This window comes from Dactylosporangium sp. CS-033363, assembly GCF_050942475.1.
Taxonomy (GTDB): domain Bacteria; phylum Actinomycetota; class Actinomycetes; order Mycobacteriales; family Micromonosporaceae; genus Dactylosporangium.
Genome location: NZ_CP192032.1, coordinates 10,554,019 through 10,565,857 on the forward strand (window position 1 = coordinate 10,554,019; position 11,839 = coordinate 10,565,857).

An 11,839-nucleotide genomic window follows, 5' to 3' on the forward strand; every position below is an offset into this window, starting at 1 on the left:
ACCCCCGGCAACCGACCGGCTACCACCGACCCGCGCTGGGTGCTTCCTCCCTAGTGGTGGGGCACCCGGATTTCGCCCAAAGGTTGGAGGGAAGCGCGGCCGGGCATTTCTACGGTTGAGGTACACATCGACGAAGGAGCCCACGCCATGTCCAGTCTCGTCAGGCCCCGTGACAACCGCTGGATCGCCGGCGTCTGCTCGGGCCTCGCCCGCCGCTTCGGCGTGTCGCCGAACATCATGCGGCTGATCTTCGTCATCTCCTGCCTGCTGCCCGGCCCGCAGTTCGTGATCTATCTGGTCCTGTGGGTGCTGATGCCGGACGAGTCGAAGGCGTACCGCTGAAGCCTGGTGGCCCGGGGGTGCGGCCCCGGGCCACCATCCCTTGCTTGTCTCGCGATATGTCGGGCGCTGACGCGCCGCGACATATCGGACTTATCGCCCGACAGGGGATGTGCAGGGTATCGGGTGGGTTAGCGCCGGGTGCGGCCCGGTTCGTCCGTTTATCCGCCGCCCCAAGACGGCCGAAGTCGGTGGCATGTCCAACGACACGAGCACCAGCGCGGCCGGCACCTACGGCGACTACTCCGAGGCCACCCGCCGCAGCATCGCGCGCTCCACGCTCAACGGCCTGATGACCTGGCTCGGCGAGCCCGGCCTGGCCGCCGCCCGTGAGTCCGCGGGCCTGCAGGCGATGATCGACCAGCACGCCGCCTCCGTGCGCGATGCGCTGGGGGATCCCGAGAGCGGCCCCGGCGCGGTACCCCTGGCGGGCTATGCGACGGGCGTGCGCGACGCGCTGATCGAGGCCGAGTGGCAGCTGCCGCCGACCACCGAGCTGGACTGGTCAAGCCTCGAGTGGCCGGCCCTCCGCCTGATCGCGATCTGTTCCCTGGCCCGCGCCGGCGGCTTCGTCTGAGCCTGCTCGACCGGGCCGACCGGACAGCAGCAGCGCGCACGCGGCCCCGACGACGCAGATGACGGCGGTGGCGAGGAAGATTTCGCGGTACTCCGTGCGAAGCGCCGCCTGCACCGCCGCCTTGTAGGCGTCGAGCATCCGCCGCTGCTCGTCCGGCGGCTTGCCGAACACCAGCGGAATGTTCAGGTGCGCGGTGAGCTCGTGGAAGCGGTGCAGCCCCCAGGCGGTCAGCGCCGCGACCCCGATGAGCATGCCCATCATGCGCGCCACGACCACGGCCGACGAGGCGACCCCGTGCTGCGCGGGCGGCGTGGCCCGCAGCACCGCGGCGGAGAGCGGCCCGATCACGAGCCCGAGCCCGAACCCCGCGATCGCGAGGTCGGTGTCGAGCCGGGGCAGCACCCCGAGGTACTGCCGCGCGAGCACGTCGGCGGGCCATCCGGCGATCAGGACGTACCCGAGCGCGGAAACCAACAGACCGGCGACGGCCACGACCCTTTCGCCCAACCGTCCAACCAGCCACCCGCCCAGCACCGCCCCCACCGGCAGCGCGACGAGAAACCGGGTCAACACCAGCGTCCCCTGCACCCCACCGCGCCCGAGCAGCGTCTGCGCCACCAGCTCCACGTCGACCAGCGTCACCATGAGCGCCGCGCCGGCGCAGAAGCTGGCCCCCAGCGCGGCGAAGAACGGCCGCGGCACCGCCCCGCGCAGATCCACCAGGCGCGTCCGCGCCCGCATCTCCCACACGACGAACAGCACGGCCGCGACCCCAGCCCCGGCCAACGCCCACCCACCCCACGGCGGCAGCACCGCACGCTCGGGATCCGGGTTGTAGAGCGCCACCACGGCCGCCCCGAGCGAGACTGCCAGCAGCAACCCTCCCACGACGTCCGTTTTCCGCGTCGGTACTTCCTGTGCCCGCTTCGGCAGCGCCACCCACACGAGCACGATCGCGGCGGCCGCCAGCGGGAGGTTGAGCCAGAAGATCCCCCGCCACGAGCCGAGGGCCGCGGCGATGCCGACGCCGTACAGCGGCCCGAGCACGCTGCCGAGCTCCTGCGCCGCCCCGACGACGCCGAGCACTCCCGCCCGCCGCTGCTCGGCCCAGAGGTCCCCGGCGAGCGCCAGCGTCACGGGCAGCAGCGCCCCGCCGGCCAGCCCCTGGAGCGCCCGCCCGGACGCCAGCAGCCAGATCGAGTCCCCGGACGCCGCGGTGACCGCCGACCCGGCCGCGAACCCGATCAGACAGGCGATGAGCACGGCCCGCCGCCCGAACCGGTCGGAGAGCGAGCCGAGCAGCGGCATTCCGGCGATGTACCCGAGCAGGAACCCGGTGACGACGGGCGTGACCCGCTCGAGCCGGTTGGTCGCGATGTGCAGCGCGTCGAGGATGTCGGTGAGCACCCCCACGACGACGTACGCGTCCAGCGCCGCGAGCAGCACGGTAGCCCCGCCGACCCCGATGGCCAGCCGCCGCCGCGCCGAACCGGTGGCCGCCCGCTCGATCACCGCCACCGGGGTTACTTCGGCGGCGCGATGCTGACGGCGGCGTCGAACTCGGTGAACGTGACCGTCACCGTGCCGCCCTTGGAATCCCCGGACGCGGGCAGCTCGAACGCCGCCTTCAGCAGCCGCTTGCTGTCCTTGGCGATCCAGAGCTTCCCCGGCACCGTCCCGGTCACCCCGGGCACGATCTTCGAGAGGTCGTCGGCCACGAACTTCGCGCTGACCCGGTAGGTCGCCTGCCCGTCCACGCTCTCGGACGCCTCGGTCTTGCCCTCGGTGGCGGTGCTGAGCACCTTGGCGATCCCGCGCTCCGGATCGAGGATCGCCGACGGGTCGTAGACGGTCGCGGCCAGGGCGAGCGGGAGCTGCTGGTAGTCGCCGGTGGCGCCCTTGAGCCACATCGTCTTGCCGACGATGGTGAAGCTCAGGTCCGTCGTGGTGCCGAGCTGCTCGATCTGCGCCGTGCCCTGGGCGTTCCCCTCCTTGGTGAGCACCCCGTCGGCCCGCTTGAGCGCCAGCCCGGCAATCGTCCCGTCGGCGGTGATGAGGAACTTGGCCGTCTTGATCGACCCCATCGCCGCGGAGGAGTCCTTGAGCAGCCCGTCGGCCGCCGGCAGATTCTGATCGACCGCGGGGGCCGAGCTCTTGTTGTCCTTGTCGCTGCCGGTACAGCCGGCGAGCGCGACAACGACCGCCGCGAGCGCAGCGATACCGGCAACGAGCCGACCGGGCCGAGACTGGATGCGGGACATACCGGCATGCTAGCCCCGCCGGGGAAACCCCACGGCAACGGACACTGAGCGCCGTCTCAGCCTCGGACCTCGATCACGCCCCGGGTTTTGTCGTACCCCGCGCGTACCGTCAGTGGCGGCCGGCGAGGAGTTCGGCCACGGCGCGGCCCGCGGCGGCGGTGGCGCCGAACGTCGCGATGTGCACGTCCCCCAGCGGCGCGGCCGGGACGCCCATCTCGACCACGATGGCGTCGGGCCGGACGGACAGCGCGGCCCGCATCGCGTCCGTCATCCAGCCGTAGCGGTGCGGGTCGCGCACGACCAGGACCAGCGGGCGGCTCCGGGAGGCGTCCAGGGCGGCGGGCAGGCCGTCCGCCGAGGACAGCCGCACGCCCGTCGCCGGCACCAGCTCGGCCAGCGGCGCCAGCAGGCCCCACGGCGTTTCCGGCGCGATGGCGAGGTTCAGCTCCGGCTGGAACTCGATGACGTACGGGGCGGACGTCAGCGGGAACAGCGCGTCCGGGGCCGAGATGCGCAGGGCCCGGCGGGCCGCCGAGAGGCCGAGGGCGGCCGCGCGCGGGTCGGGGGTCAGTTTGGGAGCGGCCTGCGACCAGGCGGCCAGGCGGCGCACGCGAGCCGCCGCGTCGGCCAGGCGCTCCTCCGGCAGGTCGCCCGAGCGGACCGCGGCCACGATGGCGTCGCGGAGCATGGTGGCGGTCTCCTCGTCCGCGTGTTCGCCGCCCACGCAGATCGCGTCCGCGCCTGCGGCCAGGGCCAGGACGGTGGCGTTGGTCAGGCCGTAGCGGTCGGAGATGGCGCGCATCTCGATGCCGTCCGTGACGATCAGGCCGTCGAAGCCGAGTTCACCGCGGAGGAGGTCCGTCATGATGGCCCGGCTCAGGGTGGCGGGCATCTCCGGGTCCAGGGCCGGCACCCGCAAGTGCGCGCTCATCACCGCCTGCACGCCGGCGGCGATCGCGGCGCGGAAGGGGATCAGTTCGATGGCGTCCAGGTCGGCCCGGCCGGCCTTGATGAGCGGGACGTCCAGGTGGGAGTCGACGTTGGTGTTGCCGTGGCCGGGGAAGTGCTTGGCGCACGCGGCTACGCCTGATTCCTGCAGGCCGGTGATCCAGGCCGCGGTGTGGCGGGCCACGCGGTCGGGTTCGGCGCCGAAGGCCCGGGAGCCGATGACCGGGTTGTTCGGGTCGTTGTTGACGTCGGCGTCGGGAGCGTAGTCGAACGTGATGCCGGCGGCGGCCAGGTCGCGGCCGATGTGGCAGGCCACCTCGCGGGTCAGGGCCGGGTCGTCGATCGCGCCCAGGGCCAGGTTGCCGGGCCAGGGGCTGCCGGTGTGGGCGTCGATGCGGGTGACGTCGCCCGCCTCCTCGTCGATGGCGACGATGACGTCCGGCTTCTCGGCGCGCAGGGCGGCGGTGAGCTCAGCCACCTGGTCGCGGTCGACCACGTTGCGGGCGAACAGCGCGACGCCGCCCAGCCCTTCGGCGAGGCGGCGGCGCAGCCAGGGTGGGGGCTCCTTGCCCACGAATCCCGGCTGGAGCACGGCGTTCGCCATGCCCTCGAGTTCGACCCCCGTGCTTGCGTCCATGCGTGTGACCCACCCCTTCGCTTGGCGAAAATGGTCACATCACGACTCGGTAATAGTCAAGAAACCTTCCAGTAGTTAACAGCGTCTTCGCAGTTCAACCAGCAAATGGGATTAGCCGTTCGGGCGGATGGTCCAGACCACGGTCATCGCGGTTGTGACGGCGCCGTCCGCGCGGGTGATCTCCACGTGCACCGGGAACTCGGGCCGCGCGCCGCCCGTGAGTTCCTCGATGACGTCGCGCACGGGGCGGCCCAGCGTCGCCGTGGCCGTCACCGGACCGCGGGCCAGCTTGAGGTACGAGATGTCGGATCGCACTGCCAGTGGCGTGCCGAGGTGCATGTAAGGCCCGAACGCGGCCATCCCGACCGCGCCGGAAGCGGTCTCGCCCAGCGTGAACAGGGCGCCCGCGTGCGGGCCGGCCACGTGGTTGTGCAGGCGGTCCTCGTCGGGCAGGGTCGCCACGGCCCGGACGCTGTCACCCTCGGCGGCGATGTCGGTGATCTCGATGCCGAGGGTGCGCGCGAACGGTACGGCCGCGATGAGGTTCTCCGCGACCGCCTTCATGTCGGTAGTCATGCCGGGGATGTTACCGGCGGGTAGCAACGGGCGGACTCAGGAGAACAGCCGACCGATCGCCCGGACGATCTCGACGTAGAAGTTGCCCTCGATCTGCCGGAAGATCTGGAACGGCTCGTCCGGTGAGCCGAAGAACGGCCGCAGCGTCCAGGCCAGCTGCGTGCCCACGAAGCCGAACAGCAGGATCCACACGTTGAGCAGGGTCATGCTGGCCGGCCGCTCGCCCGGCGGGAGCTCGGGCTGGCGCGGCGGCAGCGGCCTCGGTACGAGCGGCTGCGGGTACATGGGACGCCCGTCCGGCGCCAGCATCATCACCGGCGGGGCGGGCGGCGAAACCATGGTCTGCACAAGTCCGTTGGCCGGCGCCGCGGCGGGAACAGCCGCGGGAACGGCGGAGACCGGCGAGACGACCTCGGCGGCGGCCGCTTCCTTCTCCGGGGCGGCGGGAGTGGACAGCGCCGCGAGGGCCGCCGCCGCCTCGCGATCCTCCCGCTCCTTCTCCAGCCGCCGCGCCGTGGCCAGCGCCGCGGTCTGCTCGTTGAGCGCCCGCATGCCGCTGGTCAGGAACCGCAGGCCGACGAAGGCGGTCAGGGTCAGGATGCCGACGTTGAGGATCTTGTAGAAGTCGTAGCTGAACGCGGTGATCAGGAAGAACAGGCTGATCGGCGCGAAGGCCAGCGACATGACCGACGTGACGGTGATCGTGACCATGACGAGCGACAATGCCTGCTTCACCTGCAGCCGGGCCCCGAAGACCAGGTTGAACAGGTACAGCGTGGGAAGGCAGATCGCCAGCGTCATGAGGAACAGCAGCGGCAGCTTCACCGCCGAGAGCGCCGCCATCGCGACGCTGTGAGAGGCCCCGAGTACAGCTCCGTAGCAGGCCAGGGCCACCACGGAGCTGTACAGCATCTGCCTCGTCAGCTTGCCGAGCTCGCGCTCCTCACCGATCTGCCGCCAGATCCCCTCGCGGTCGCGCAGGATCCGCTCGATGATGAGCAGTCCCGAACTGGATTCGCCATAGGCTGCCATCGGCGCAGGCTATGTGATGCCTGTCACTCAGCGCCACCCCACGTCGATACGTTGTCCTCTTTCGTCGAAAAAGTGCAGTGCTTCCATGCGCACAGCGACGGTCAAGGGGTGACCGTGGGTCACATTCGGGTACGGCGCCAGGCGCACCGCCAGTTCGGCCGGGCGGCGGTGGTGGCGGCCCGGGTCGCTCAGCACGCTCTCGCGGTTCTGCTGGCGGCGCTGCGGGGCCCGCCCGTTGACGCCCGCACCGACGAGCTCGTCCTCGCCGCCGCGGCCGGTGAGCTTGCTGACGAACTTGCGCAGCCCCCCGCCGTTGATCGGCACGTCGGTCGGCGGCTTGCCGATCTCGTCGACGATGACCGCCGTCGCCCCGATGTCCAGGAAGGCGAGCGACTCGTGACCGTGGTGCTCGAGGTACCGGATCCGGCCTCGCAGAACGTCGCCCGTGGTCGAATCCGGGACCGGGGTCAACGCCTCCGCCCGCACCCCGATGACGATCCGCTCCCCGTGGAAGTGCGCGACCTGCCGCGAGCGCAGGTCGTTCCAGGGCAGGTGCAGCACCTGGTCGCCCATGTGCAGCGCGATGTGCCGGTCGAGGTGCACGTACACCTCGGCCTCGAGCAGGTTCATGCGCGGGCTGCCCAGGAACGCGGCGACGTAGAGGGTCGCCGGCCGCCCGTACACCTGCGTCGGCGTCCCCACGTCCTGCAGGACGCCCTTGCGCAGGATCGCCACCCGGTCGGCCATGGTCAGCGCCTCGGCCTGGTCGTGGGTGACGTAGATCGTGGTGACCCCGAGCTCCCGCACCAGGCCGGAGATCTCGGCCCGCAGCTCGGCGCGCAGGCCACTGTCCAGGTTGGACAGCGGCTCGTCCATGAGGAAGAGCTTCGGCCGCCGTACGATGGCCCGCCCCATCGCGACGCGCTGGCGCTGACCACCGGAGAGCTGCCCGGGCTTGCGGGCGAGCACGTCTCCGATGCCCAGTGCGCTGGCGACCTCGGCCACCTGCTCCGACCGCGGCTCCGGCTCGATGCCGGACAGCCGCAGCGGGAAGCCGATGTTCTCCCCGACGGTCATATGTGGATAGAGCGCGAAGTCCTGGAAGACCATCGCGACCCCCCGCTCCCGCGGCGGCAGGTCGTTGGCCAGTTCACCATCCATGATGATCGCGCCGGAGGTGGGGTCCTCCAGCCCGGCCACCATGCGCAGCAGCGTCGACTTCCCGCAGCCGCTGGGACCGAGGAGCACCATGAACTCGCCCTGTCCCACATCGAGGTTCACTCGGTCGACGGCAACCGTGCCGTCGGCGAAGACCTTCATCACATCTTTGAGTGCGACGGTAGCCACCGTCACCTCCACCCCAGGTCAGCATTCGCGGTTCGGCCAGTTACCCCGAGTCAAATACTGTGATGAGGCGCACGCAACTTGGTCCATCGGGTGAACGACCAGTGTTCGGCCCGTTACCGCGCAACTACGGAGGCGGAGCTTTCCTGGTGGCCCCGGGAATCAGCCCGCCGGGAAGTTCACCGTCACCGATGTGTAGCCCAATGCCCCCAGGAACTGCTGGAGCATCTTGCGCGTGTTGTCCTCAGCACGTTTCTGCAGGCCGGCGTCCTTGGCGGCGTCACCGATCTTCTGTTCGGCGAGCTTGTAGACCTCCTGGAGGCGGTTCGGGTCCGAACTGAACGCGTCGCCGATGCGGTTGAAGACCCCCCGCTCCTCCGAGTAGACGTAGCTGTGGTCGTTGTCGATCCGGACCGGCCGCAGCGCGGGCGCCGGGAGGTTGATCTCGGCGGTACGCCGGTCCTCGGACTCCTTGACCGCGCCCTGGCCGATGCTGGAGAAGTCGACGTACACCTCGACGGAGCCGGCCGCCACGAACAGGATGCGCTCGTTGAGCAGGAAGTCCGGGATGTACTTGCGGTCCTTCTGCACATCGACGATGACCTGGAAGTTGCCCTCGGCCGCGACGAACTGGTTCAGGTCCTGCACGGACTTGAGCAGCGCCGGGCCGGAGCGGTCGGTCTGCTCCTGGGCGAACGGGTTCTTCAGGCCGGGGAACAGCCCGATCGTCTTGGCCCCGAGGACCAGCGCGACGACCAGCCCGATCGCGGCGACGAGCCAGAACAGCCCGCGCATCGCGCCGCCGCCCTGCTTGACGATCACCGGCTGCGGCGGCTCGGTGCCGCGGCTGTCCCGCGCATCGAGCCGGTCGCCGATCTGCAGGTCTTTTCCAGGGCCAGACGTGACCTCGGGGTACTCGGAGGTCTTCGACTCGTTGTTGTCCGCCATGCTGACTCCTGGATGAGGAGGATCTACCTACCCTCAACGGTAAGGGGATCAGTAAAGCCCCGCGAATCGATCTCAGGCGAAAGCGGCCAACCCGGTGAGCCGCTGGCCGATGACCAGCTGATGAATCTCCGAGGTTCCCTCGTAGGTGAGCACCGTCTCAAGGTTCGCGGCGTGGCGCATGACCGGGTACTCCGCGCTGATCCCGTTCGCGCCGAGAATCGTGCGGCACTGCCGGGCGATCGCCAGCGCCTCCCGCACGTTGTTGAGCTTGCCCACGCTGACCTGCTCGGGGCGCAGCTTGCCGGCGTCGGCCAGGCGGCCCAGGTGCAGCGCCAGCAGGTACCCCTTCTGCAGCTCCACCGCCGCATCCGCCAGCTTGGCCTGGGTCAGCTGGAACCCGGCGATCGGCCGGCCGAACTGCTCGCGGGCGCCGGCGTAGTCCAGCGCCGTGTGCAGGCTGTCGCGGGCCGCGCCCAGGGCGCCCCAGACGATCCCGTAGCGCGCCTCGGTGAGGCAGGACAGCGGCGCCTTCAGCCCGCGCGCCAGGGGCAGCTGGGCCGAGGCGGGCAGCCGGACCTCGTCGAGGAAGATCTGCCCGGTGCAGGAGGCCCGCAGCGAGAGCTTGTGGTGCACCTCGCGCGCGCTGAAACCAGGTGTCTGCGCCGGTACCGCAAAGCCGCAGATCCCGTCCTCGCTCCTCGCCCAGACGACGGCGACGTCCGCGACCGGCGCATTGGTGATCCACATCTTGCCGCCGCTGAGAACCCAGTCGTCCCCGTCGCGCCGCGCCCGGGTGGCCATCGCGGCCGGGTCGGAGCCGTGGTCGGGCTCGGTCAGGCCGAAGCACCCGATCGCGTCGCCGGCCGCCATCCTGGGCAGCCACTCCGCCTTCTGCTCCTCGGAGCCGTACTTCCAGATCGCGAACATCGCCAGCGACCCCTGCACCGACACCAGGCTGCGCACCCCGGAGTCGCCGGCCTCGAGTTCCAGGCAGGCCAGCCCGTAGGCCACGGCGCTCGCCCCGGCGCAGCCGTAGCCCTCCAGGTGCATGCCGAGCAGACCGACCCCGGCCAGTTCCTTGGCCAGCTCGCGGACCGGCACCGCGCCGCGCTCGTACCAGTCGGCGACGTTGGGCCGCACGTGGTCGTCGACGACCCGGCGCACCAGCGCCCGGATGGCCAGCTCCTCCTCGGAGTGCAGGCCGTCGAGATCGAGCAGGTCAAGGGGGCGCACCGGAGTGGTCACGCCCCCAAGAATATGCACTAGGCCTGCAGGACTCGTGCGTGGATCGAAGTGCGCTGCTGGAGCGCGGCCCGCAGCGCCCGGTGCAGCCCGTCCTCCAGGTAGAGCCCGCCGCTCCACTCCACGACGTGCGGGAACAGGTCGCCGTAGAACGTCGAGTCCTCCGCAAGCAGGTGGTCGAGCGCCAGCTCGCGCTTGGTGGTGATGAGCTGGTCCAGCCGCACCGGCCGCGGCGGGATCTCCGACCACTGTTTCAGTGTCAGCCCATGCTCCGGATACGGCCGACCCTCCCGGACCGCCTTGAAGATCATGAACGCGTCACCCCCCTGACCCGTGCCAGGGTACCGACTGGGTGCGACAAGAACGGCGTCACGAGTCGGCTCTGTTACCCCAGTTGCCCCGGTGCGTAACGCTCGGTGATTCGCGCCGCCCCCGTTTGAGTGACGGCGACTTCTTGTCCACGGCGCGGTACCCGATGGTCATGGCCCCGATCGGGGTGTAGGCCTCGGGCACCGCGAACTCGGCCCGGAACTGCGGGATCCGGTCCGGCGTGATGCCGAAGAAGCAGGACGAGAGCCCCTCGTCGACCGCGCCGAGCAGCACCAGCAGGCTGGCCATCCCGGTGTCGATGTGCCAGTAGGGCACCGGCCAGCGGGCCTCGTCCCGGTCGGTCCAGCCCTTGTCGGGCTGGGCGTAGCGGTCGAGGTACGCGTCGCGGTGACTCAGCGGCACGACGATGACCGGCGCCTTGGTCATGCCCTCCATCCAGCCGGTGGGCGGCGCCTCCGCGGGCGCGGTGGCGGTCCAGAACCGCTCGACGTCCGCGCGGGTGTCGAGCAGCAGGAACTCCCAGCCCTGGGAGAAGCCGGCCGACGGGGCGTGGGTGGCGTACTCCAGCAGCCGCTCCACCGCCTCCGCCGGCACCGGACGGTCGGGGTCGTAGTTGCGCACCATCCGCCGCCGGCGGATCACCTCGGAAAGCTCCACGCACAGAGCCTAGATCGCGCGGATCCCCCACGAGCCGCGCCAGGTCGTCCCGGGCTCGAGAATCACGAGGTCGCGGCCGGAGCGGAAGGCGTCCGGCGGGCAGGTCATCGGCTCGATGGCCAGCGCCTTGCGCAGCCGGTCGGCCGGGAGGGTGTCCGAGGAGTACACCTGCCACCAGGAGAAGGCGGCGTCGGCCCAGACGGTGACCCCGCGCCCGTCCGGCGCCGTCACGTCGACCTGCGAGCCGCCGTCGGCGTTGGTGTCCACGTCGCCGAAGGCCGTGTCGAGGACGGTCGCGCCGAGCCGGCGGCCCTCCAGGAAGTCGTACTCGGTGCCCGCGACCTTGGCCCCGCCGATCGGCAGCAGCCGCATGTCGACGAGCACCCGGCTCTGGGCCGGCACCCGCAGCGTCAGGTCGTCCACCGGGACGCCCGGCACCAGCACGTAGGGGTGGGTGGCCAGCCCGAACGGCGCGGCCGTCGCGCCCGTGTTGGTGACCTCGTGGTCGGCGCGCAGCCCGGCGTCGCTCACCGACCAGGTGGTGCGCAGCCGCAGCGGCCACCGGTACCCCGGCTGGGGCACCAGGTCGTGCTCGACCGTCACGCGGTCCGCGGCCACGTCCACGGCGGTCCAGCGGGCCCAGTTGACCAGGCCGTGGATGGCGTTGTGGCGCTCCGGCTCGGTCAGCGGCAGCTGCTGGTGCTCACCCTCGAACGCATACTGCCCGTCGCGGATGCGGTTCGGCCAGGGTGCCAGCACCTGCCCGGCGCAGCCGACGGCGTGCTCCTGCTCCTCGTAGCCGGCGACGACGTCCCGCCCGCCGGCGGAGAAGGCGCGGACGCCCCCGCCCACCTCGACGATGACGGCCTGCTGGCCGCCGGAGCGGATCGTCCACTGTGTACCGGAGGGCGCGTGCTGGAGCTGCGCGGCGGCGACGGTTTCCATGGT

The 11,839-nt window shown here is 71.1% G+C and carries 13 protein-coding genes; 2 read left to right on the top strand and 11 right to left on the bottom strand.

Features of this window, described 5'->3' with window-relative positions; translation table 11 throughout:
- Positions 1-147 precede the first annotated feature (147 nt).
- Both ACQPZ4_RS48705 and ACQPZ4_RS48710 read left to right on the top strand, forming a co-directional pair.
- The gene (locus ACQPZ4_RS48705; protein WP_433052840.1) at positions 148-342 is read left to right on the top strand and encodes a PspC domain-containing protein; all 195 of its coding nucleotides are present in this window, start codon (positions 148-150) and stop codon (positions 340-342) included.
- 193 nt (positions 343-535) lie between these two features.
- Positions 536-916, top strand: a complete 381-nt coding sequence (locus tag ACQPZ4_RS48710) for a DUF6401 family natural product biosynthesis protein (protein ID WP_433052843.1) — start codon at positions 536-538, stop codon at positions 914-916.
- Here the strand turns inward: ACQPZ4_RS48710 and ACQPZ4_RS48715 are convergent.
- The 11 genes from ACQPZ4_RS48715 to ACQPZ4_RS48765 all read right to left on the bottom strand — a co-directional run bounded on the left by ACQPZ4_RS48715 (position 845) and on the right by ACQPZ4_RS48765 (position 11,836).
- The gene (locus ACQPZ4_RS48715; protein WP_433052846.1) at positions 845-2,434 is read right to left on the bottom strand and encodes an MFS transporter; all 1,590 of its coding nucleotides are present in this window, start codon (positions 2,432-2,434) and stop codon (positions 845-847) included. The two genes, ACQPZ4_RS48710 and ACQPZ4_RS48715, sit on opposite strands and share 72 nt — an antisense overlap.
- Before the next feature lie 5 nt (positions 2,435-2,439).
- Complete coding sequence (locus ACQPZ4_RS48720) at positions 2,440-3,177, bottom strand: LppX_LprAFG lipoprotein (protein ID WP_433052850.1); 738 nt, start codon at positions 3,175-3,177, stop codon at positions 2,440-2,442.
- Positions 3,178-3,286: 109 nt separating this feature from the next.
- A complete protein-coding gene (locus ACQPZ4_RS48725) occupies positions 3,287-4,762 on the bottom strand; it encodes a glycoside hydrolase family 3 protein (RefSeq protein WP_433052853.1) in 1,476 nt (491 codons plus the stop codon).
- A 111-nt stretch (positions 4,763-4,873) separates the two neighbouring features.
- Entirely contained in the window at positions 4,874-5,338 is a 465-nt protein-coding gene (locus ACQPZ4_RS48730) for a DUF4442 domain-containing protein (RefSeq protein ID WP_433052856.1), read from the bottom strand.
- A 36-nt stretch (positions 5,339-5,374) separates the two neighbouring features.
- Complete coding sequence (locus ACQPZ4_RS48735) at positions 5,375-6,370, bottom strand: hypothetical protein (protein WP_433052859.1); 996 nt, start codon at positions 6,368-6,370, stop codon at positions 5,375-5,377.
- A 27-nt stretch (positions 6,371-6,397) separates the two neighbouring features.
- Positions 6,398-7,717, bottom strand: a complete 1,320-nt coding sequence (locus ACQPZ4_RS48740) for an ABC transporter ATP-binding protein (RefSeq protein WP_433052861.1) — start codon at positions 7,715-7,717, stop codon at positions 6,398-6,400.
- A 159-nt stretch (positions 7,718-7,876) separates the two neighbouring features.
- Entirely contained in the window at positions 7,877-8,662 is a 786-nt protein-coding gene (locus ACQPZ4_RS48745; protein ID WP_433052864.1) for a DUF4230 domain-containing protein, read from the bottom strand.
- 72 nt (positions 8,663-8,734) lie between these two features.
- The gene (locus ACQPZ4_RS48750; protein ID WP_433067062.1) at positions 8,735-9,895 is read right to left on the bottom strand and encodes an acyl-CoA dehydrogenase family protein; all 1,161 of its coding nucleotides are present in this window, start codon (positions 9,893-9,895) and stop codon (positions 8,735-8,737) included.
- Between the two features lie 29 nt (positions 9,896-9,924).
- Complete coding sequence (locus ACQPZ4_RS48755) at positions 9,925-10,215, bottom strand: type II toxin-antitoxin system VapB family antitoxin (protein WP_433052867.1); 291 nt, start codon at positions 10,213-10,215, stop codon at positions 9,925-9,927.
- A 58-nt stretch (positions 10,216-10,273) separates the two neighbouring features.
- Positions 10,274-10,891: a nitroreductase family protein gene (locus ACQPZ4_RS48760; protein WP_433052870.1), complete on the bottom strand. Its 618-nt coding sequence runs from the start codon at positions 10,889-10,891 to the stop codon at positions 10,274-10,276.
- A gap of 9 nt (positions 10,892-10,900) precedes the next feature.
- The gene (locus tag ACQPZ4_RS48765; RefSeq protein WP_433052873.1) at positions 10,901-11,836 is read right to left on the bottom strand and encodes an aldose 1-epimerase family protein; all 936 of its coding nucleotides are present in this window, start codon (positions 11,834-11,836) and stop codon (positions 10,901-10,903) included.
- Positions 11,837-11,839 lie beyond the last annotated feature (3 nt).

Coding starts and splice junctions, on each gene's coding strand:
- ACQPZ4_RS48725 (WP_433052853.1), bottom strand. CDS start 4,762: ATGGACGCAAGCACGGGGGTCGAACTCGAGGGCATGGCGAACGCCGTG.
- ACQPZ4_RS48730 (WP_433052856.1), bottom strand. CDS start 5,338: ATGACTACCGACATGAAGGCGGTCGCGGAGAACCTCATCGCGGCCGTA.
- ACQPZ4_RS48710 (WP_433052843.1), top strand. CDS start 536: ATGTCCAACGACACGAGCACCAGCGCGGCCGGCACCTACGGCGACTAC.
- ACQPZ4_RS48765 (WP_433052873.1), bottom strand. CDS start 11,836: ATGGAAACCGTCGCCGCCGCGCAGCTCCAGCACGCGCCCTCCGGTACA.
- ACQPZ4_RS48745 (WP_433052864.1), bottom strand. CDS start 8,662: ATGGCGGACAACAACGAGTCGAAGACCTCCGAGTACCCCGAGGTCACG.
- ACQPZ4_RS48755 (WP_433052867.1), bottom strand. CDS start 10,215: ATGATCTTCAAGGCGGTCCGGGAGGGTCGGCCGTATCCGGAGCATGGG.
- ACQPZ4_RS48735 (WP_433052859.1), bottom strand. CDS start 6,370: ATGGCAGCCTATGGCGAATCCAGTTCGGGACTGCTCATCATCGAGCGG.
- ACQPZ4_RS48705 (WP_433052840.1), top strand. CDS start 148: ATGTCCAGTCTCGTCAGGCCCCGTGACAACCGCTGGATCGCCGGCGTC.
- ACQPZ4_RS48720 (WP_433052850.1), bottom strand. CDS start 3,177: ATGTCCCGCATCCAGTCTCGGCCCGGTCGGCTCGTTGCCGGTATCGCT.